Here is a 21,881-nt window from a genome sequence, read left to right as displayed (position 1 = left end):
AATCCATCTTGAAATCGGAACATAAAAAGACAGAAGTACAACAGGAGGCGAGGCGTATGAAAGAAGAAAACTATGAGGTAGTCGTTTTTCAGGGAGACCCGGGAACCATCGATCTGACGTACGAAGAAATAGAAGCAGAGTGGAACAAAATGCTGCAGAGTGTACCACAGATCGGAAAGTTCCGTATCATCCATCAGGAGAAAAAGAGGTACACCTTCGAAGATTACAGCAGTCAGATCGGGAACGCCGACGCAGCACTTGGTATCTGGGTCCACAAAGGAGTGATCAACGAAAAGCTCTTTGAAGCGCATCCGAATCTGAAATATATCGCAACGCTGGGACATGGATTTGAAGACTTCGATGTGGAAATGACAAGACGCCGGGGCGTGACCATAACGAATACGATTTACGGTGATGTCACCATTGCCCAGTATGCGATGGCACTGCTCATGAACATCTGTCATAACGTGACGGTACAGAGCGATTACACCAAAACAGGGTACTGGAAAGAAAAAGAAACGAATCCGCAGGCAAGCTACAATCAACTGTTCGTGCCGCAGATTGAGCTCTACCAGAAAACGATGGGAATCATCGGACTTGGCGCAATCGGTCTTTGGACGGCAAGAATGGCAAAGGGCTTTGGCATGAAGGGCATCGCAAACAGCCGTCACAAAAAGACGGGGCCGCAGTATGACGGCATCGAGCAGGTCAGCATGGAAGAAATTTTCGAACGGTCGGATGTGATCTCCATTCACTGTCCGCATACGAAGGAAACAGAAAACCTGCTGAACCGTGAAGCATTTGCCAAAATGAAGGACGGTGTCATCATTATCAACACCGCACGGGGAGTCATCATCGATGAGGAGGCGCTTCTTGAGGCGCTGGAATCGAGAAAGGTTTATATGGCAGGACTCGATGTTGTCGCAAATGAGCCGCCGCAGTATCAGATTCCGCTGATGCAGTCGCCGTACACCTTTATTACTTCCCATATCGCCTGGCAGCCGAAGGCAGCAAGACTCCGCGCAGTCGATCTGGCGGTGAAAAACTTCCGGTCTTACCTGGAGGGAATGCCGACGAGTGTGATTAATTAAAAACAGTGGATTGTGAAAACAGCTGCAAAAAAACAGCTGCAAAAAAACGACTGTAAAAACAACTATAAAAACAATTGTAAAAACAGCAGAGCTGCGGAACAGTCCAGGCATGAAAGAAGAGGTTAGAAAATCTGTCAGAAAACAGATTTCTATATAGAAGCAGCAGAGCCGGTAAATGGAGGTAGGAAGCTTGTACAGGAGCCGGTTCGGAAAGGGAGGGAAAATCATGAAAAAGCTGGAAATTGTAATTCGTCCGGAGAGTCTCGAAAATCTGGAGCTACTCCTCGAGGAACAGAAGGCAAACGGTATGATGATCACGAATATCCTTGGATATGGAAACCAGAAGGGATATCGTCAGATGTACCGCGGAGCGGAAATCGTGGCCAAAATGCTTCCGAAGGTTAAAGTGGAAACCGTTGTGGAGGATGACAAGGTTCCGAAAATCGTTGATTTTGTTGTAAAAAACCTGTCAACCGGAAACTACGGCGATGGAAAAATTTTCGTTTACGATGTCGAAGATGCAGTGCGGATCCGGACAGGTGAGCACGGCGAACAGGCACTTTAAAAAATCTGAAAGCTACCGTTTCAAGATGACCGTTTCAGAAGATCTGCAGACGGGAACAGGTAAGATGGGAATGAGGAGGAACTTATTATGGAAAACACACAGGTATTACTCAATATCGTATGGACCATGGTCGGAGCCTTTCTGGTGTACTTTATGCAGGCCGGATTTGCCATGGTGGAGACAGGATTTACAAGAGCGAAAAACTCCGGAAACATTCTGATGAAGAATATGATGGATTTCGTGCTCGGCTCTATTTTCTTCTTTATCATCGGATTTGCGCTGATGTTCGGAGGAAGCAATGCCTTTATCGGAACAGCAGGTTTCTTTCATCCGAAATCGCTGGCAGATGCAGATGGTATGTTCAACGGCCTGCCGATCGGCGTATTTATGATTTTCCAGACCGTGTTCTGTGCAACATCGGCCACGATTGTATCAGGTGCTATGGCAGAGAGAACCAAATTCATCTCTTATTTGATTTACTCCGCAGCCATCAGCGTTTTCATTTATCCGATCACCGGACACTGGATCTGGGGCGGCGGCTGGTTAAGCCAGATCGGGTTCCATGATTTTGCAGGATCTACTGCAGTTCATATGGTCGGCGGTCTGTGTGCCCTTGCCGGTGCAAAAATGGTCGGACCTCGTATCGGAAAATATACAAAAGAGGGAAAACCGGTTGCTATTCCTGGTCATAACCTTCCGCTTGGAGCACTTGGTGTCTTTATCCTCTGGTTCTGCTGGTTCGGATTTAACTGTGGATCGACCACAGCAGCAACCTATAACCTTGGCGACATTGCCATGACCACAAACCTCGCAGCAGCAGCAGCAACGCTTGTTACCCTGATTGTTACCTGGGTACGTTATGGAAAACCGGATATCAGTATGACAATGAACGGCGCACTGGCCGGACTGGTAGCTATTACAGCAAGTTGTGATGTAGTCAATGATTACGAGGCACTGTTCATTGGAGCAGTTGCAGGTGTTGTCGTTGTATTTGCAGTTGAATTCTTTGATAAAGTCGTAAAAATCGATGACCCGGTTGGTGCAATCAGTGTACATGGTGTCTGTGGAGCACTCGGAACCTTATTCACCGGCATTTTTGGTGAGGGATGCAGCTTTATCACCCAGCTGATCGGTTTTGTAGCAGTTGCGGCATATACCCTGATCCTGGCGTTCATTCTGTTCTTTGTCCTGAAAAAGACCATCGGACTTCGCGTAACCGAGAAAGAAGAGATCGACGGACTGGATATGCACGAGCACGGATGCAGCGCTTATGCAAACTTCCACTTCCATAATGATAAATAAAAAAAGGATCAATAAAAAGGTGGTGCGGATATGAAAAAGCTGACAGTTATTGTCAAACCCGCGAACCGGGAGGATGTCATCGACATCATGGAATCGTGTGCCGTGTACGGCGTGATGGAAACGGATATCACCGGATATGGAAACCAGAAGGGTTACCGGGTGATGTACCGCGGAACCATGAGCGGACCGAATGTACTGATGAAATGCAAATTCGAGACCGTCGGTGACGATAAGACAATTGCAGTATTAAAAGGCTTCCTGGAAAAGAAGCTGTGTACCGGAAATATCGGAGACGGAAAGATTTTTGTCGAGAAAGTGGCAGATGTCATCCGGGTTCGTACCGGTCAGCGCGGCGAGGAAGCATTATAAAAACAAAAGACAGTAAAAAGGTGCAAAGAGGCAGCCAGAACAGATCGTTCGGCTGCCTCTTCTGAGCTAAAAAAGCCGGAACGGGAGGAATGCTGCATGGTAAGATATATCATAAAACGTTTATTCATTGGAGTGGTGACGATCTGGGCGCTGATCACCATTACCTTTTTCCTGATTCGGATTATGCCGGGCAGCCCGTTCGAGGCAGACAATCTTTCCAAGAGCGCCATTGAGCAGCTTGAATCGACCTACGGGCTGGATGAACCCATGTGGAAACAGTATATCCTTTACATGGAAAATCTGATGCACGGGGATCTCGGCATTTCCTATAAAAAGAACGTTTCTGTTAATACACTGATCGCAAGAGGATTTCCGTACACGCTAAGCATCGGACTTCTCTCTATCGCGGTATCTGCTTTCATCGGTATTCTGATGGGCATCTGGATGGCGACGAGCAAGCGGCTGGCAGTGAAAAACACCTTGCTTGGAATTGCGACGCTGGGGGTCAGTATCCCGGGATTCGTCACAGCGATCCTGCTGATGATGATTTTCGGTGTCTGGTGGCCGGTACTCCCGATCGTCGGTCTTGGTTCTCCGGCCAACTACATTCTTCCGGTGGCAGCACAGTCATTCGGACAGATCGCTTCGATTGCCAGACTGACCAAGAGTACGTATTCCGAGGCGATCCAGATGGATTACGTAACGATGGCAAGAGCGAAGGGACTTAGCAATCTGTACATCACCGCGCGTCACGTCCTTAAAAATGCACTGATCCCGGTTGTCACCTATTTCGGACCGGCCATCGCATTTCTGATCACAGGAAGCTTCGTCGTAGAATCTATTTTTTCCATTCCCGGAATCGGACGTGAATTTACGAATGCGATCACGAACCGTGATTACACCGTAGTCCTTGGCTTCAGTGTTTTCATCGGTGTGATTATCACCGTTGCAAACCTGGCGGTGGATATCATTTGTTCCCTCATTGACCCGAGAATCAAACTGACAAACTAGGAGGTGACTGTTATGGACTGGTTTTCACCGATTGATCCATCCAAAAAGAACAGCGAGTTTATTGCCGTGGAGAGCAAAAGCTTCTGGAAAGCGGCATGGGGAAGATTTAAGAAAAATCCAATGGCAGTTCTCGGACTGGTCGTCATCCTCCTTCTGGCGGTGATTTCCATTTTCGGGCCGATGATCAGCCCCTACGCATACGATGCACAGGACGCAGCCAATCAGTACGCAGGCTTTTCGGCACAGCATATTTTCGGAACCGACAAATTCGGCCGTGACGTATTTACAAGACTCTGCTACGGAGGCCGTATCAGCCTGGCGATCGGTTTTGGAGCAGCCGTCATCAACACCGTACTCGGTGTGGTGATCGGTGGACTGTGCGGCTACATTGGTGGAAAATTTGATAACTTTGTGATGCGTATTGTGGATATCATCTACGCAATGCCATCTATGATCTACGTTATTCTGATCATGATGGTTCTCGGATCGAATGTACGAAGCATTTTGATCGGTATCTGCATTCCGGGCTGGATCGGCATGGCGCGTCAGGTAAGAGGCCAGCTGATCGCCTTAAAGGAGCAGGAATTTTCCATGGCAGCACTCGTCATCGGAGCAAGCGATGCGAGAATTCTGTTCCGCCATCTGCTGATCAATGCCATCGGGCCGATCATCGTACAGATTACTTTCCTTGTTCCGAACGCCATTTTCACCGAAGCCTTCTTAAGCTTCATCGGAATCGGCATTTCCGCTCCGATGGCAAGCTGGGGTTCCATGGCACAGGATGCCCGTCAGGTGCTTACCATGCACCCGGGACAGCTGCTTTTGCCGACCATCTGCATCTGTATCACCATTTTCTCCCTGAACTTCCTCGGCGAGGGAATCGGCGATGCCTTTAATCCAAAGAAAACCAGGGGGTGAAGCGTATGAGTTTACTCGAAATCAGCCATCTCACAACAAAATTTGAAACGCAGCAGGGAACCGTCAGCGCAGTCCGCGATGTTTCCTACCATCTGGAAGAGGGCGAGGTACTTGGTATCGTCGGCGAGTCCGGTTCCGGAAAAAGTGTCGGCATGCTGACCCTGATGGGGCTTCTGGCATCGAACGGCAGAGTGGAAGAAGGAGAGATCCTTTTCGACGGAGAAAACATTTCTCCGCCGCACACGAAGGACCGGAAAGAAAAACGGGCTTATGAAAAGAAAATGCAGCAGATCCGCGGAAACCGCATCGGCATGATTTTCCAGGATCCGATGACATTTCTGAATCCGATCCTGAAAATCGGAATTCAGATGACAGAGGGAATTCGAAAGCATCAGAATTGCTCCCAAAAAGAGGCGGAAGCGAAAGCCATTGAGCTGATGCGGCAGGTCGGAATTCCAAGTCCGGAAAAACGGCTCGATCAGTATCCATTTGAATTTTCCGGCGGTATGCGGCAGAGAATCATCATTGCGACGGCTCTGGCGTGTGACCCGAAGCTGATTATCGCAGATGAGCCGACAACCGCACTGGATGTGACTGTACAGGCACAGATTCTGGAGCTTTTGAAAAAGCTGACAAAGGAAAAAGGAACCTCCGTTATTATGATTACCCACGACCTCGGCGTTGTCGCTTCTATGTGCGACCGGATCGCCATTATGTACGCAGGACAGATCGTAGAAGAGGGAACCGTCGATGAGATTTTCTACGAACCGCATCATCCGTACACGAAAGGTCTTCTGAACAGTATCAACAATTCGGCAAAGGATAACGACGAACCGCTCGTTCCGATTCCGGGAACACCGCCGGACCTCTTAAAGCTTCCGAAGGGCTGCGCATTTATGAGCCGCTGTCCTTACACTATGAAGATCTGTGAGGTACAGGCTTCTCCGGTGACAACCTACAGCGAGACGCACTGCTGCAGATGCTGGCTGGAATGTATGGATGAAACAAAGATTACAGTTTCCGGGGAGGAGGCGGCTGCCAATGAGTAAAAATGTACTGGAAGTAAAAAACCTGTGTAAATACTTTGATGTGAACAGAGGAATGAAGGGAGCACAGAAGGTCATCGCCGTAGATGGTATTTCCTTCGAGGTAAAAAAAGGGGAAACCTTCGGACTGGTCGGAGAATCCGGCTGTGGAAAAAGTACACTTGGCCGCACGATTTTACGGATCTATGAGCCGACAAAGGGCGAAATCGTTTTCGAGGGAGAAGATATCTCCAGGCTTTCCCGGAAAAAGATGCTTCCCTACCGGCAGAAGCTGCAAATGATCTTCCAGGATCCGTATGCATCCTTAAATCCCCGTTTTACCGTCGGTGAGATTATTGAGGAGCCGATGGTGATTCATCACATGTACGATGAAAAAAAGCGAAAAGAACGCGTGCAGGAGCTGCTGGAAACGGTTGGATTGAAACCGGACCACATCCGGAGATATCCGCATGAATTTTCCGGCGGCCAGAGACAGCGAATCGGAATTGCGAGAACGCTGGCACTCGAACCAGACTTTATCGTCTGCGACGAACCGATTTCGGCGCTCGACGTTTCCATCCAGGCACAGGTCATCAACCTTTTGGAGGATATTCAGAAAAAAGAGGGCATCAGCTATCTCTTTATCGCACACGATCTTGGCATGGTAAAGCATATCAGCCACCGGATCGGTGTCATGTATCTGGGACACATGGTAGAGATCGGAGAATCCAATGATGTTTACCGCCGTCCGCTTCACCCATATTCGAAGGCACTGCTTTCTGCAGAGCCGATCCCGGATCCGAAGACCGCAAGAAGCAGAAAACGAATCCTGCTGGAAGGCGAAATCCCAAGTCCGATCCATCCGCCGAAAGGATGCCCGTTCCACACGAGGTGCCCCTACGCTATGGAAGAATGCAGCCAGGCCCGCCCGGCAACGTATGATATTGAGGGCAGGAAAGTGGCTTGCTTCTTATATTCCCCGCGGTATTTGAGACAGAGGGAGGGTCTGGCAATCGAACCGCTGCTGGCCGGAGCAAAATAGAACCATTCCGGTGCGGCAGGTTTGGGAACAGAGGTTCCGGGGACCGGAGTTGTGTTTCAAAAAAGCATCAGCAGCAAAAGGAGGAGAACATTATGAGAAAATTATGGAAAGCAACAGCGACACTGGCAGCGGCTGTTCTTCTGGCAGGATCCCTTGCCGGATGCGGAAGCAGCGGAGGAAGCAGCAGCTCTTCCGGAGGAGGCAAAAGCGGCAGTACTTCCGATATGATTGTGACAACGATGTATACCGAGGCCGGAAGCCTGGACAGTGCAGGAGAGAGCGGTTTATGGTGGTGGTCCTACGATGATGTGTGTATGGCGCCGATCATGGAAATGAAAGAGGACGGTTCCTGGGATTACATTCTGGCAGAAAGCGTTGATGTCAATGAGGATATGACACAGTACACCGTTCACCTCCGCAGCGATGCAAAATGGAGCAACGGAGACGATGTGACAAGTGCCGATTTCAAAAATACCATTGTCCGCGCACTGGATCCGAACTGCAAGAGTGGTTATTCCTCAATGCTTTACCCGATTGTGGGAGCTGAGGAGATGTACAACGGAACCGGCGATGAGAGCGGTCTTGGCGTAGACACCAGCGATGATAAGACCATCGTATTCAACTTAAAGGAGCCGTGCGCTTACTTCGAACAGCTCTTTGTACTTCCGGTTTATATGCCGACGCATCGCGAGCTTCAGACAGAAACCAACGGCGACTGGGCAATGGGAAATGACATGGATGCGCTGGTAAGCTGCGGACCGTACTACCTCGCAGAGTATGTACCGAACCAGTACAGCGTTTATAAGAAAAATGAAAATTACGTTCAGGCAGACCGGATCAAAACCGATACGATCAAAAAGATGGTTATGGACGATACACAGTCCATCATCAATGCGTATAAATCCGGTGAGCTGAACTTTATCTCAGCAGATTATACCGTTATGGACGAGTATAAAGACAGCGATGAGCTGATTACTTCTCCGGCCATGACAAGCTACTACGTATTGTTTAATGTAAATGAAGCACCGTTTGACGATGTCCGTGTCCGCCAGGCGTTCTCTATGGCAGTCAACCGCGATGAGGTAGCTTCCGCGTGCGGTTCCTCTTATGAGGCAAGTGATTTCTTCGTAGCAAAACATCTGAAATCCTCCGCAAGCGGCAAGGACTGGGCAGAGGAAGTAGAGGAAGATCCGATCGGCTTTGATCCGGACAAGGCAAAAGAGCTTCTGGCAGAGGCCGGTTACCCGGATGGAGAAGGCTTCCCGGCCATCACCTACAAATACCCGAACCTCCAGCTCGACAGCGATATGGCACAGGCCCTGCAGGCACAGTGGAAAACAAACCTTGGCATCGAGGTGGAGCTTCAGGCAGAGGAGCAGCAGGTACAGGTAGCAGAGAGAAGATCCGGTGATTTCCAGCTTGCCCGCATGAGATGGACTGCAGACTTTACAGATCCGTTCACCTTCCTTTCCATGTACCGTTCCAACGACAGCTACAACGATAACAAGACCAACTGCCCGGAGTATGACGAACTGATGGCACAGTCGAATGAGGAAAGCGATCCGACCGCCAGATTTGAGCTGCTGCACCAGGCTGAGAGCGTACTGGTAAACGACTACTGCTTCGGCGTACCGGTACTGAATTCTTCCAATATTTATCTGGTAAGCACCGATATCACAAACTTTGAGATCGACCCGTCCAGAAACATGATCCGTACCAAATATCTGGTATTGGGAGACAGCTCTTCTGAGTCTTAAGCAAAAAATCGGAAAACGGGAAGGCTCTGCAGATGGCTTAGCAGCTGTTTCGAGGGGAGCCGTAAAACGGTAATTTTCCGGAAAAAAAACAATAGAAGCCGTGAAAACAGGAGGAAATGAATATGGAAGTAAATAAAATCATCAGCCACGCATTACAGAGCATGCCGCCGAGCAAACGTCAGAAGGCATTTGCGAAGGACACCTCAAAACTGATCCATATGGGATTAAACGAAAACAATTACGGAATGTCACCGAAGGCAGTGGCGGCACTGGAGGACTCTATGGCGGGAAGCCATTTTTATCCTGATTTTGCGGCAGTACTGCTGAAACAGAAGGTAGCGGAGCAGTACGGATTAAAAGCAGAAAATGTACTGACAGGCGCCGGATCGAGTGCGATGATCGATATGATCGGACTGACCTTTCTGGACGAGGGAGATGAGGTGCTGTTTTCCGCGCCGACCTACGGGGCATTTGCCGACATGGCGTATTTAAATGGCGGTGTGCCGGTCTCCGTACCGGTAACCGAGGAGCAGAAATTTAATCTCCCTGCCATGAAAGAAAAAATCGGTGAAAAAACAAAAATCGTGGTGATCTGCAATCCGAATAACCCGACCGGAACGTATGTGCCGATCGGGGAGCTGGAAGCATTCGCAGATACTCTTCCGGAGGACGTGCTGCTGGTGATGGATGAGGCATACATGGAGTTTGCCACCGAGCCGGACTGCTGCAGTATGGTTGATTATATGAAAGCGCATCCGGAAAAACCGATTCTGGTTCTCCGTACCTTTTCCAAATATTATGCGATGGCAGGCCTTCGTGTCGGCTATGCGCTGGGCTCCGAAGAGCTGATTGGAATCATGCGGAAATGTTCCGCTTCCTGGAACCTGAATGTCTGTGCCCAGAAAGCGGCAGTGGCAGGCCTGGCAGACCAGGAATATTATCAGGAGCAGAAAGCAAAAATCGTGGAGGGAAGAGAATATCTGGAAAAAGAGATGGCAGCGCTTGGCTGCAGGGTTTATCCGTCCCAGTCGAATTTCATCTACTTCGATACCGGAAAAGATCCTGCCTGGATTCAGGAACAGCTGATGGAAAAGGGCATCCGTATCGGCGCTTTTGAGATGAGCCGTGTGAGCGTGGGAACGATGGAGGAGTGTAAACTTTATATCAAAGCATTAAAAGAAATTCTGGAAGCGGCAGAGTGAAAAAAGGTTTTACGGTAAACGTTAAAAGATAGAATGAAAGAGAAAAAGACCGGATGAGAAGTAAAAAATCCGGTCTTTTTCTGCTGGTATGAGAACAGAAAAAGCGGATCAGCAGGTTGCATATTTCAGGTAAAAAAGGTATACTTATAAGTGATAAAAAGAGAAATATGTTAGCAGCAGCTAATAAGAAAAAAACAGAGAAAAAACATGGTTTTTGCAAATTAGTGCTTGCCATTCCATGAAAATTGGAATATTATATGTGCAAACGCCTATAGATGAAAAAACATGTATCACATCCTGAAAGGGGAAAGAAAATATGCTTTTTAAAACATACCAGAAGATCACGACGTTATTTAAAGAACATCATGGATATATGAGCTTCGCAGACCTCAGAGATCATCAGGTGACTGTACTGCAGCTGGCAGAAATGGAAGAGGAAGGAAGTCTGGAACGATTTGCACGCGGCTGGTACTGGTGCAAGGACTGTGGTTATGAAAAACCGGAAGACTATCAATATATTGAAATTGCGAAAGTAAACCCACGCGCAGTCATCTGCATGGACAGTGCTGCATGGCTTGCCGGAATGCTGAAAGAAGAGCCGGCTACGATTGCAGTTGCAACAGCACGGACAGACCGAAAAAAAATGGATCTGGAAAATTTTGAAATCAGACGTTTTTATTTCCAGAATGCCGATGTCCCGGGTGAAATCTGTGAGAAAAAGACAGAGTTTGGTTCCTACAAATATTATTCTCCGAAGAGAACCTTCTGTGACTGTCTGCGCATGAACAACAAGATGCCGGAGGAAGTAAAAGAAGAAATCCTCACCTGGTGCCGGAAACAGAAATATTCCAAAGAAGAGATTCTGGAATACGCGAACAAGCTCCGTGCGGTAAAAAATATCGAGGAAGAGTATCAGAAATAAAATTTCACAGGAATAGATAAGGGAAACTCCCGACGGAAGATCTTATACGAGAAATTCTGCCGGGAGTTTCTGCGTGTATATCAGATGGTTACGCATACACGATTTCCTCGTATGTTCCCCTGTGTTGTTCGCAAAAATCGCATAAAATGAGAAGCAAAGAGCAATACTTGACTAGCCGAACGGGAAACGCGGCGATATAATAGAGGCAACAAATTTCGGGAGGATTTTACCTATGAGTAAAGAGACGAGAGAGTATGCAAAACAGCTGGTTTCCCAGATGACGCTGGAAGAAAAAATGAGCCAGATGGTCTATCAGTCACCGGCGATCGAGCGTCTTGGCATTCCGGCATACAACTGGTGGAATGAAGCGCTGCACGGCGTGGCAAGAGCTGGTGTGGCAACGGTATTTCCGCAGGCTATTGGCCTTGCAGCAACGTTTGATAAAGAGCTGCTGCAGGAGATCGGTGATGTTGTTTCTACCGAGGGACGTGCAAAATTCAACGAGTTTTCGAGAAAAGGCGACCGCGGCATCTACAAAGGCCTGACCTTCTGGGCACCGAACGTCAACATTTTCCGTGATCCGAGATGGGGCCGTGGCCATGAGACATATGGTGAGGACCCGTATCTGACTGGTGAGCTCGGATGCGCCTACATCCGCGGATTACAGGGACCGGACCCGGATCACCCGAAGGCAGCGGCGTGTGCCAAACATTTCGCCGTCCACAGCGGCCCAGAGGCGATCCGCCATGAGTTTGACGCAAGAGTCAGCAAACATGATCTGTATGACACCTATCTGTATGCCTTCAAACGCTGTGTCAAGGATGCAAAAGTCGAGGCAGTCATGGGCGCGTATAACCGTGTCAACGGTGAACCGGCATGCGGAAGCAAGACATTGTTAAAGGACATCCTGCGCGATGAGTTCGGCTTTGAAGGCCATGTTGTCTCCGACTGCTGGGCAATCATAGATTTCCATGAGCACCACAGAGTGACCAAAAATGTAGAGGAGTCCGCAGCGCGTGCCGTCAACAACGGCTGTGACCTGAACTGCGGCGTTGCTTTCCTGCATCTGCCGAAAGCATACGAGGATGGCCTGGTATCCGAAGAGGCAATCACCGCGGCAGTTGAGCGCCTGATGGAAATCCGCATCCGCCTCGGTATGATGAAAGACTATCCGTCACCGTACGAAGATCTGTCCTACGATCTAGTCGAGTGCAAAGAGCATGTTGATCTGTCCGTCGAGGCAGCGAGAAGAAGTATGGTTCTGCTGAAAAATGAAAACAACATGCTGCCGCTCGATGTGAAGAAGATCCGCAGTATCGCCGTGATCGGACCGAACGCGAACTCGAGAGCAGCGCTGGTTGGAAACTATCAGGGAACATCGTCCAGATACATCACACCGCTGGAAGGAATTCAGCAGTATGTCGGTGATGATGTGAGAGTGACATACGCAGAGGGCTGCCATCTGTATAAAAATAAAGTCGAAGGACTCGGCGAGGACAAAGACCGTTTCAAAGAGGCTGTCATTGCCGCTGAGCACGCAGACGTTGTCGTTCTGTGCCTTGGACTTGATGCAACTGTTGAGGGCGAGGAAGGCGATGCCGGAAACGAATACGCGAGCGGCGATAAGCTGGGCCTCAATCTGCCGGGCTTACAGGAGGAACTGCTTGAGACAATCACAGCGGTTGGAAAACCGGTAGTCCTCGTTCTCTCGGCAGGAAGTGCCATCGACCTGTCCTGGGCCGAGGAGCATGTACCGGCTATCCTTGACAGCTGGTATCCGGGTGCGCGCGGCGGAAAAGCCGTGGCCGAGGCGCTGTTCGGCGATTATGCACCGAACGGAAAACTGCCGGTGACTTTCTATCAGGGAACAGAAAATCTGCCGGAGTTCACCGATTACAGCATGGCAGGACGAACCTACCGCTATACTGATAAAAATATTCTGTATCCATTTGGATATGGACTGACGTATGGAACAATTTCCTACAGCGGCGCAAAAACGGAGCAGGAGACGAGCGCGGTGCTCGACGATGTGACCGTGTGCACGAAGGTGAAGAATGAGAGTGCATATCCGCTGCATGAGAGCGTAGAGGTTTATGTGAAATACAAAAACGCACAGCCGGGTGAGCCAGGTTTCCAGTTAAAAGGCATCGCGTGCGTGGAACTGCAGGCAGGAGAAGAAAAAGAGGTTTCCGTGACACTGCATGCAAGAGATTTTGCTGTTATCACAGAGGACGGCGGATGTGTCGTACGGCCGGGCGAGTATGAAATCTCCATCGGCGGACAGCAGCCGGGCGAAAGAAGCCGCGCGCTGACAGGACGTGAGACAGAGATTCTGACGGTCAGAAAAGAAGGAAATGAAGAGAACGTCGAGTATTAAGTATTAGATAGAAATTGAAAAACGAAGAGGGAGGTGGAATCGTCTGCCTCCCTCTTTTGGTGACAGAATGGACGGCTTGGTGCGATGATCGCTGGAAATCTGCCGAACCTGCTTCATTTCCAGACCGGCGGACTGTATGGTGCTGCATCTTCGTGCACCGAAGGGAAAAGTGTCGGTTGAGGTGATGCTGAACCGTGCAAAATATTTTGACCGTACAGGAAAGGTCAACGATCACACGATTTATCTGAGCGGAAACCTAGGAAAAAATGCCCTGGAATTGGCCATGTGCCTGTCGGCAAAAGCAACGGGCGGCCGTGTGTATACCATGGGTCATACTCTGGTGATCGAAGAGGCAGAGAAGATTACCGAAAAGCTGGAGCGCGCGATGGCGCAGAGCAGAGAACACAAAATCATTCTCCTTCCGGCGCTGCCGAAGGCGTGGGATCATGGAGAAGTGAAAGGCCTGCGGCTGGTTGGAAATGCATCGATTGCACTTGCGTGGGAGAATGGAAAACTGACACGGTGTGCGGTTACGGCGGATCAGGCGTATGAAGGGGAAGTTGTGTATGGAGAGATGCGTCAAGCGGTAAAACTGGAAAAAGGTGAGACAGTTATGCTGGATGCGGTATTGCAGCTGCTTGAATCATAAACATGAAGATAGAAAATGCCGGGCAGAGAAAAATCTGTCCGGCGTTTTCAGCATATGTAAAGACTATAAGGCGATGGAGGAAAAAGAAGCTTCTTCTGCCAGCAGCAGGTGATAGTAATGCTCGGAATAGCGGCAGAGATAACCAGGCATTCCCCGATAAGAACTGGTTTCTAAAAACGCGGCTGCGACGCAGGTGCGGCATATCGGTTGCAAACGGCATTGACAGCATTGGGAACTTAGGGAAATCTTCTGTGCAGCGGCGGAAACTTTTTCCCAGGCGGAAATAAATCCAAGATCAAAAACAGGGGCGGAGATTTCGGATAACATCACACAGGGGAAAAGAAAGCCCTGCCAGTTGATGAAGAAGGAGCAGTTTCCGGCAAGACAGGAGATATGACCATTGTCCCGTGGAAAAGACGGATTGTTGACGCGGTGGATGGATTCATGAACGTACTGCCGGAAAATATCGCTGGTCAGCTGCAGTTTCAGTGTCTGCAGGGCAAGCGCAGCGGCGTCTTCCGGGTTCAGGCGGACCTGAGCATCAAAAGGAAGGGAGCGTTCCCGGACGGCGGGCATCATATAGTGATCGGCATGAACGGGGACTTCAAGCTTTTCTCCGAGAACAAAGATTTTTGGAAAATCATGCGCGTTCTTTTTAGTGACGCTACAGCTGATTTTGACATCAACGTTTCGTTCGCGGAGCAGACGGATGGCGCGGACGGTCTGATCAAAGCCCTGGGGGTAATGGCAGAGACGGTTATAGGAAGCGGCATCGGCACCGTAGAGCGTGATGTTAATGCGGCGCGGCCTGTACTCAGCAAAAAAATCAGCCCAGGATTCGCCCAGCAGGGTTCCATTGGTGTTGATGGTAAGAATCATACCCATGTTTCGAAGCTCAAGATATAGTGTTTTGAAATCAGGAAAGAGAAGTGGTTCACCGCCGGTCAGAAGAAGAAAAAGTGTACCGGCTTTTTGCATCTGCTGTGCAAGCAGAATCCATTCATCAACTGTGCGGAGTTGTCCCTGACATTCCATTTCTGAACGGGACAGACGGACATAACACATGTCGCAGTTCATATTGCAGAGTGGCAGAAGTTCAAGCGCGCCGGTAATAGGAATGTGCTGCTGGCGCGCTTTCTGGAGAAAAGAACGCTCGAAGGTGGAAGCGTCGTCCATGTAGTTCATAAAGGTTCCTCCGAAAAAAGTGGTTTGATGAACCAATTATTAATAGGTATAGTAAAGGATCGAAACGAGTGGGTTCGATCCTTTTGCTGTGGTTTGAAAAATTATTATTTAGTGGAAAAATCAGGATTTGGCGGTTTCCCAAGTATTGATGTCTAGTCTGGTAGTACAATGAACGTTTGTACCATTTTCGGTCCAGATGACAACGGGGGTTGCTTCATCATTGCGGGTAGACTGGTCATCTATAAAACCACTGATAAATCCACTGTCAGATTCCGCTTCATGAGTCTTGTTACAAGGATGATATCCAGAAAATTGAGCTTGAGAGCCCCAGCCTCCCCATGAGTCTTCTTTTGCGATATATTTTTTTTGCCCAGATCCATCATAATAATAAACATTATAATTATGACCGTATTGTCCAGCATCGCAGACAAATTTATAAACTTTCCCGCTATCCCCGCAGGCCGCCACATATTCATTTGCAGCAAATTCCTGAACCTCAACAACAGGTTCCATCCACTCTTTCTTCATAACGATATAACCTCCTCTAATAATGCATACCTTAAAGTATCATGCACAAAATTTAAAGCAGAATTTTGAATCGTATCTTCCGCAGCCTCATATTCCTCTAACGCCTGTGCAACGACTTCCGAAATGGTACGTGGCTGCTGAAAAGCATTCCAGAGAAATGCAGCGGTATCGTTTGGAACCATCACTGCATTCGAAATCTGACAGGCAGTCCCAACGGGAATAATCGCATATTCCCCTGCAATTTCACGCAGCAGATAATCGGAATTGACACGATATTTTTTTTCATTTATCTTTTGTAACAAATCCGACCGGGTCGGAGAAGCAATCGGTTCCATCACAAACTCCCCTCTTGCAAAATGCTGTGCCTTTTCAGGCAGAAAGTATTTCTGCAGTCAGCAAGAAAAATATGTAGAATGTTCGCAGAAATAAATTACATTTATCATTACAAAAAGATTATAGAAGAAGAACTAGGAAAAGTCAAGTAAAAACTGGAAAAAGATGGGAATGTAATCTGCTCAAAAACGAAAAACAAATCGCTGTGTGCGGACACTCCAGCGGTATCTGTGCGTGAGCCGTCCGAGACGATTTGGAAAATCTATGGCAGCGGATATGCTGGCGGCTTATTATGACAGAAGCACAGACACCGATGCACTATTTCAGAATTTAAAAATCGGCAGAAGTGAAACATATAAAAAACATCGGAATCAGTATGATGTAATAAAAACCAATATGCAGGAATTTTTAAGCGCAACAAGCGGCATTGACGAAATGCTGCGCATGCTGAACGACTATCTGATTTTTGATCTCAGAGAGCAGTACAGTCAGGTGCGCTTCCGTGATGAAAAGAATCTGGTACAGGTAATGAAAGATCTGACATACGATAACGAAAAAGAAAACGTATCCATTCCAAACCGCGAAGTATCCCAGGAGTATATCAACGCAATCAGCAGATTTCCATTCTGCAATACAACGATGAAAACTCGCTGTGGAAGAATATTTTTATCATTATTCTCGGTTCCTGTGTGTTCCGTGTGATCTGGGTGTACACGATTTTCGCGTATTTCCATACCATTACGTCACTGTATCTGCTGTATATCTTTTCGTGGAGAATTACCAGTGCGGCGGAGATCCTGTATTTCCGGCATGACTATAAAACGCTGCAGATCAGTCAAAAATAAAATTACGTATTTAATTACAAAAAAGCCACAAAGATTGACGGAGACTCTTTTTTTTGTTATCATAAATGCGGAAAAAGGGATCGTGATACGTGGCGGAGAGAAGGGAAGATCATGGGGAGAAAGAGGAGTTTTTGATGGAAAAAACATTTCAGACAGGGAGTTTTTCCTTCCGGCTGAAGTTTCCGGAAGAGCTGGTACTTCCGGTGGATATGGAAAAATTTTTGGTGGAAACGGATTCTGCAGATTATACATATATCATTACGGCCGTCGACATATTGCCGGAAGCGGAGGGAGAGCTGATTGTGGATCGGGTCGATCTGCAGGTGTTTCATACAAAAGAAGGATTGGAGAGCCGCCGGATCGGTGTGAAAGGAGAAGCGCGTCCTTATGCATTCTACCGTGAGACTGCGCAAAATCGTGCGGAGGTTTTCGTCGGCAGGTGGTATCTGGCAGAAGTTGAAAAGTATGAAGTTGTTTTTCTTTCCCTCCTTGCCTTGGAGCGCCGTCTGGCAGAGCAGCCGTGCCTGATTCTGCACTGTGCATACACGGAGTATCAGGGGAAAGCAATGCTCTTTTCTGCACCATCGGGAACGGGCAAAACCACGCAGGCGGAACTCTGGGAACAGTACCGGGGAAGCCGTACCGTAAATGGGGATAAGGCATTGCTGGAATATGATGGCACAGCGTGGACAGCAAACGGCTGGCCGGTCTGCGGAACATCAGGAGTCTGCGAAAACAAAAAGCTCCCGGTCGGATGCATTGTAATGCTGAGCCAGGCAAAGACGAATCAGGCGTGGCGGCTGCGTCCGGCAGAGGCATTTACGAGTCTGTACGGACAGATCACCATGAACCGCTGGGACAGGGAGGGAATGGTGCACAGTCTCGACCTTCTCGAACAGCTTGCTGGAAAAGTTCCGGTGTATCATCTGGCGTGCGACATTTCAGAAGATGCGGTGAAAACGCTGGAGCAGGAGATCGGGGCCGGTTCGTTCGAAAGTGAAACATATGCAGCTGCACTGCACAAAAACATGATTCAGAAAAGGGAGAAACATGCATGAAAATGATGGATACACGTGCCTATGTCGGAATGCTGAAAGAACTTGTAGAGCAGGGCAGAGAAATGCGTATGGTGATTTCCGGGAGCAGCATGGCGCCGTTTCTGATTCATGGACGCGACAGTATTTTCTTCCGAGCGCCGGAGCGGGAACTTCGGAGAGGTGATATCGTATTTTATGAGCGGCCGGGCGGACAGTTTGTCGTGCATCGGATCTGCCGCGTTCATGCAGACGGTTATGACATAATCGGGGATGCACAGACGGAAATCGAGCATCATGTGCAACGGAAGCAGATCTTTGCACGGGTGACAAAAGTGGAACGAAAAGGAAAAATACTTGTACCGGGAACGTTCTGGTGGGAGTTTTTTGCACAGGTCTGGATTCGCATCATCCCGCTTCGCCCGATTCTGATGCATGGATATGCCCGGTTATTCGGTGTGGATAAAAAGAAAAATGATGCGTGCACAGAAAATGAAAGGAAAAGAAGATGATTACAGAAACAGAAACCGCATTCCTTGCGGTGATTTGTGCGTTTTTGACAGAAGAAAAAGCATCGCCGGCGGAAATTCAGGCGCTGACAGAAAAACAATGGAATCATCTGTTTGTCCTAGCGGCACAGCATTCGCTGCTGTCAGCGGTCTACGATGTTGTGGGCAAAACACCGGAATTTGCAGAACTTCCGGACGAGCTTCGCAGACAGGTAAAAACGCAGGCAATGCAGAGTGTTTTGCAGCAGGTTTCGCGTACAGCGCTGTTTCTTTCCGATGAAAAGGAGCTGGAGCATCTGGGCGTGCAGCCGCTGGTGATGAAAGGAATTGTGTGCAGAAGTCTCTATCCGAAGCCGGATCTGCGCCCGTCCGGGGATGAGGATCTTCTGATTTCGGCAAAGGATTTTGCAACAGTAGATGCCTGTTTTATGAGGAAGGGCTTTGTGCGGGACAAAGAAACCGCAATGCCAAATGGTGCCAAAGACGGTGATGCCCCGGAAGAGATGGGCTACATTCATCCGAAAACAGGGGTCTTCTATGAAATACATACCAGGCTGTTCAGCACAGAATCCTCTGCCTATGGTTATCTGAACCGTGCATTTTCCGATGTTTTTGCGCATCCATCCAGGGTGGAAGTGCAGGGTCAGAGTATCTTTACCTTAGAAGAAACGCATCATCTTTTCTATCTTCTCTGTCACAGCTTCAAGCACTTTCTTCACGGCGGCGTCGGGATCCGTCAGATCTGTGATATGGTACAGATGATTCGTATATATGGAAGAAAAATAGACTGGGAAATGTTCTGGCAGCTGTGCGAAGAGTATCATATGACGTGCTTCTGTATCAATCTGCTGGATATCGGCGAGCGGTATCTGGGCTTTTCCTATGAAGCAAGTGGGGCAGTCCGTGCCGCAAAGAAGCTTCACTCGGATTCCGAAGCGCTTCTGATCGATATTCTCGATGCCGGTTCGTTCGGAAAATCGAGCGCGGGACGGATCCACAGTGCAAACATTACCCTGTATGCGGCAGAAACCGGAATGGAAAAGCACACAGCCGGGGGAATCTGGAAATCGCTGGTTCCGGAAGCTTCCTATATGAAAAACAAGTATCCCTATGCGGCGAGGTATCCGTTTTTGCTCCCGGCTGCATACGTGGAGCGAATCCTGAAATGGCTGGGGCAGGGAGAAAAAGGACAGAAATTGAGCATTGAAGTGGGTGCGGGACGTGTCGAATTGTTGAAGAAATACGATATGATCCGCACCGCAGACGGGAAAAAGAGAGGAGGCGCGCATGCAGGAAGAATCCAAAGAGAAAAGTAAAGACGCTCCCTTTGAGTCTATCCGCATCCTGTCGGAGCGATGGAAAAATGGAACGTTCTCTGAAATCATCGATGACTGGAAATGGATTTTTGGCTACAGTGCGCGCTATAAAGGTGCGATCGTTTTTTACACGATTCTCGGCATCTTAAGCACTTCTCTTGGCCTTGTCAGCAGCGTGGCAGGAAAATACCTGATCGATATCATCACCGGATACCAGATACAGAAGCTCCCGCTGCTGCTTTGCATCATGATCGGAAGCACCGTGTTCAGCCTTGGGTTTGAGAGTGTCATCAACCGCATTTCAACGAAGCTTGGTATCGCCATCAACAACGACATCCAGGCGGATATTTTTGACAAAATCGTTGATGCGGACTGGCTGGAAATCAGCAAATACGCAAACGGTGACGTACTCAACCGTTTCAACGGCGACATTGGAACGGTCAGCGGCAACGCAATCAGCTGGCTCCCGACGATTATCATTGCCGTGTATCGGTTTATTGCCACCTTTTTCGTAATCCTGCATTATGACTGGGTCATGGCACTGATTGCTTTTTTAAGCGCACCGTTCCTGCTTCTGATGTCCCGGTTTATGATCCGCCGTCAGCGGGAATACAGCAAAAAAGTGCGCGAGATGAGCAGCAACCTGATGAGCTTTGAGGTAGAAGCATTCTACAATTTTGATACCATCAAATCGTTTGGCATTGCGCCGTATTACAGCAAAAAGATGCGCTGGTGGCAGGGACTTTTCAAAGACATCAGCCTGAAATATAATCTGTTTACGATTAAAACCAATATTGTAATGTCCATTCTCGGGAGTGCGGTGGAGTTTACGGCATTCGGATACTGTCTGTTCCGTCTGTGGACGCACGACATTACCTATGGAACCATGACGTTGTTCCTGCAGCAGCGGAGCAACCTTTCCGGCGCGTTTGGAAACGTGATTTCGATTATTCCGTCCTTCCTCAACAGCTCCGTCTCGGCGCACCGGATCCGTGAGCTCGTGGAGCTGCCAAAAGAAATCCATATCCCGGAGAGTGCCGCGCTTGATCCGCTGGCAAAGGATGGCTTCCGGGTACAGATGCACGGGGTAGAATTTTCTTATATAGAAGGAAATAAAGTAATCACCAAATCGGAGTTTCAGGCCGCTCCCGGCGAGATCGTAGCGCTGGTCGGCCCGTCCGGCGAGGGAAAAACAACGATGATCCGCCTGATTCTCGGTCTCATCCGCCCGCAGGAGGGGGAAACCGTGATCATTGTCTCAAACGGAAAGACGGTTCCCATGAACGCTGAAACGCGTCATCTCTTCGCGTATGTTCCGCAGGGAAATACGATCCTTTCCGGCACAATCGCCGAAAATATGCGTATGGTAAAAGAGGATGCGACCGACGAGGAGATCATTGAGGCACTCAAAATCTCCTGCGCCTGGGATTTCGTCCAGCATCTGCCGGATACCATCAACAGCCGCGTCGGGGAACGTGGCCGCGGTTTCTCCGAAGGCCAGTCCCAGCGGCTTGCCATCGCCCGTGCCGTCCTCCGCGATGCCCCGGTGCTGCTTCTCGATGAAGCCACCTCGGCACTGGATGTCACGACGGAACGAAACGTCCTCCGAAACATCATCCGTCAGCGTCCCAACAAAACCTGTATCGTTACGACGCACCGTCCGAGTGTCCTCAGCCTCTGCCAGAGAGTTTACCGTGTCATGAATGGAACCGTGACCGAACTCGATGGGGCAGAAGGGGCAAAGATGGTGGAAGATTTTTGACAGAAAAAAGACACAAAAAAGACACAAAGGTCGGAAGAGTGATACTTCAAAGTCAAATCAGTTATAGAGTTGCAAGTCAAAATCCTGCTATAATACAACCATCAAAGGTCACACAACACGATACGTGAAAAGGAGAAAA

21 protein-coding genes are annotated in these 21,881 nt (G+C 48.8%); 18 read left to right on the top strand and 3 right to left on the bottom strand.

Features of this window, described 5'->3' with window-relative positions:
- Positions 1-56 precede the first annotated feature (56 nt).
- The 13 genes from DW769_RS05825 (at position 57) to DW769_RS05770 (ending at position 14,230) form a co-directional block, all read left to right on the top strand.
- Positions 57-1,091 carry a 2-hydroxyacid dehydrogenase gene (locus tag DW769_RS05825; protein ID WP_118750092.1) on the top strand — a complete coding sequence of 345 codons (1,035 nt, stop codon included), beginning with the start codon at positions 57-59 and terminating at the stop codon, positions 1,089-1,091.
- Between the two features lie 226 nt (positions 1,092-1,317).
- The gene (locus DW769_RS05820) at positions 1,318-1,656 is read left to right on the top strand and encodes a P-II family nitrogen regulator (protein ID WP_055221847.1); all 339 of its coding nucleotides are present in this window, start codon (positions 1,318-1,320) and stop codon (positions 1,654-1,656) included.
- A gap of 87 nt (positions 1,657-1,743) precedes the next feature.
- Entirely contained in the window at positions 1,744-2,958 is a 1,215-nt protein-coding gene (locus tag DW769_RS05815) for an ammonium transporter (protein ID WP_055227847.1), read from the top strand.
- Positions 2,959-2,988: 30 nt separating this feature from the next.
- Complete coding sequence (locus DW769_RS05810) at positions 2,989-3,327, top strand: P-II family nitrogen regulator (protein ID WP_118640586.1); 339 nt, start codon at positions 2,989-2,991, stop codon at positions 3,325-3,327.
- Positions 3,328-3,423: 96 nt separating this feature from the next.
- Positions 3,424-4,338: an ABC transporter permease gene (locus tag DW769_RS16565; RefSeq protein WP_199688474.1), complete on the top strand. Its 915-nt coding sequence runs from the start codon at positions 3,424-3,426 to the stop codon at positions 4,336-4,338.
- 12 nt (positions 4,339-4,350) lie between these two features.
- Positions 4,351-5,256, top strand: coding sequence for an ABC transporter permease (locus tag DW769_RS16560; protein WP_118601125.1), 906 nt, complete (start codon positions 4,351-4,353; stop codon positions 5,254-5,256).
- A gap of 5 nt (positions 5,257-5,261) precedes the next feature.
- Positions 5,262-6,305 (top strand): ABC transporter ATP-binding protein, encoded by a 1,044-nt coding sequence (locus DW769_RS05800; protein WP_118640585.1) that lies wholly within the window; start codon positions 5,262-5,264, stop codon positions 6,303-6,305.
- Positions 6,298-7,323 carry an ABC transporter ATP-binding protein gene (locus DW769_RS05795; protein ID WP_118640584.1) on the top strand — a complete coding sequence of 342 codons (1,026 nt, stop codon included), beginning with the start codon at positions 6,298-6,300 and terminating at the stop codon, positions 7,321-7,323. Before DW769_RS05800 ends, DW769_RS05795 begins: the two co-directional genes overlap by 8 nt.
- A 92-nt stretch (positions 7,324-7,415) precedes the next feature.
- Positions 7,416-9,080, top strand: coding sequence for a peptide ABC transporter substrate-binding protein (locus DW769_RS05790; protein WP_118640583.1), 1,665 nt, complete (start codon positions 7,416-7,418; stop codon positions 9,078-9,080).
- A 122-nt stretch (positions 9,081-9,202) separates the two neighbouring features.
- Entirely contained in the window at positions 9,203-10,282 is a 1,080-nt protein-coding gene (gene hisC, locus DW769_RS05785; RefSeq protein ID WP_158579800.1) for a histidinol-phosphate transaminase, read from the top strand.
- 316 nt (positions 10,283-10,598) lie between these two features.
- Complete coding sequence (locus DW769_RS05780) at positions 10,599-11,204, top strand: type IV toxin-antitoxin system AbiEi family antitoxin domain-containing protein (RefSeq protein WP_022462444.1); 606 nt, start codon at positions 10,599-10,601, stop codon at positions 11,202-11,204.
- 199 nt (positions 11,205-11,403) lie between these two features.
- Positions 11,404-13,581 (top strand): glycoside hydrolase family 3 C-terminal domain-containing protein, encoded by a 2,178-nt coding sequence (locus DW769_RS05775; RefSeq protein WP_305764453.1) that lies wholly within the window; start codon positions 11,404-11,406, stop codon positions 13,579-13,581.
- A 91-nt stretch (positions 13,582-13,672) separates the two neighbouring features.
- Positions 13,673-14,230, top strand: a complete 558-nt coding sequence (locus DW769_RS05770) for a glycoside hydrolase family 95-like protein (RefSeq protein WP_330425658.1) — start codon at positions 13,673-13,675, stop codon at positions 14,228-14,230.
- Between the two features lie 63 nt (positions 14,231-14,293).
- On the opposite strand, the gene DW769_RS05765 is transcribed toward DW769_RS05770, so the two are convergent.
- The 3 genes from DW769_RS05765 to DW769_RS05755 all read right to left on the bottom strand — a co-directional run bounded on the left by DW769_RS05765 (position 14,294) and on the right by DW769_RS05755 (position 16,278).
- Entirely contained in the window at positions 14,294-15,415 is a 1,122-nt protein-coding gene (locus DW769_RS05765; protein WP_118640581.1) for a radical SAM protein, read from the bottom strand.
- 120 nt (positions 15,416-15,535) lie between these two features.
- Positions 15,536-15,943 (bottom strand): hypothetical protein, encoded by a 408-nt coding sequence (locus tag DW769_RS05760; RefSeq protein WP_118640580.1) that lies wholly within the window; start codon positions 15,941-15,943, stop codon positions 15,536-15,538.
- Entirely contained in the window at positions 15,940-16,278 is a 339-nt protein-coding gene (locus DW769_RS05755) for a PqqD family protein (protein ID WP_022462364.1), read from the bottom strand. The genes DW769_RS05760 and DW769_RS05755 overlap by 4 nt, the downstream gene beginning before the upstream one ends.
- Before the next feature lie 205 nt (positions 16,279-16,483).
- Between DW769_RS05755 and DW769_RS05750 the strand changes: the two genes are divergently transcribed.
- The 5 genes from DW769_RS05750 (at position 16,484) to DW769_RS05725 (ending at position 21,742) form a co-directional block, all read left to right on the top strand.
- Positions 16,484-16,978, top strand: coding sequence for an AAA family ATPase (locus tag DW769_RS05750; protein ID WP_256372477.1), 495 nt, complete (start codon positions 16,484-16,486; stop codon positions 16,976-16,978).
- A 277-nt stretch (positions 16,979-17,255) separates the two neighbouring features.
- Complete coding sequence (locus DW769_RS05740; RefSeq protein ID WP_118640578.1) at positions 17,256-18,179, top strand: hypothetical protein; 924 nt, start codon at positions 17,256-17,258, stop codon at positions 18,177-18,179.
- The gene (locus tag DW769_RS05735) at positions 18,176-18,667 is read left to right on the top strand and encodes a S24/S26 family peptidase (RefSeq protein WP_118640577.1); all 492 of its coding nucleotides are present in this window, start codon (positions 18,176-18,178) and stop codon (positions 18,665-18,667) included. Before DW769_RS05740 ends, DW769_RS05735 begins: the two co-directional genes overlap by 4 nt.
- The gene (locus tag DW769_RS05730) at positions 18,664-19,980 is read left to right on the top strand and encodes a nucleotidyltransferase domain-containing protein (RefSeq protein WP_118640576.1); all 1,317 of its coding nucleotides are present in this window, start codon (positions 18,664-18,666) and stop codon (positions 19,978-19,980) included. Before DW769_RS05735 ends, DW769_RS05730 begins: the two co-directional genes overlap by 4 nt.
- Positions 19,952-21,742, top strand: coding sequence for an ABC transporter ATP-binding protein (locus DW769_RS05725; RefSeq protein WP_118640575.1), 1,791 nt, complete (start codon positions 19,952-19,954; stop codon positions 21,740-21,742). The genes DW769_RS05730 and DW769_RS05725 overlap by 29 nt, the downstream gene beginning before the upstream one ends.
- Positions 21,743-21,881 lie beyond the last annotated feature (139 nt).

Origin of the sequence: Blautia sp. AM29-29, from assembly GCF_003480555.1 — a bacterium.
GTDB classification, from domain to species: domain Bacteria; phylum Bacillota; class Clostridia; order Lachnospirales; family Lachnospiraceae; genus Fusicatenibacter; species Fusicatenibacter saccharivorans.
Note: the sequence above shows the minus strand (reverse complement) of the source record. Positions and strands in the feature narration are given on the sequence as shown.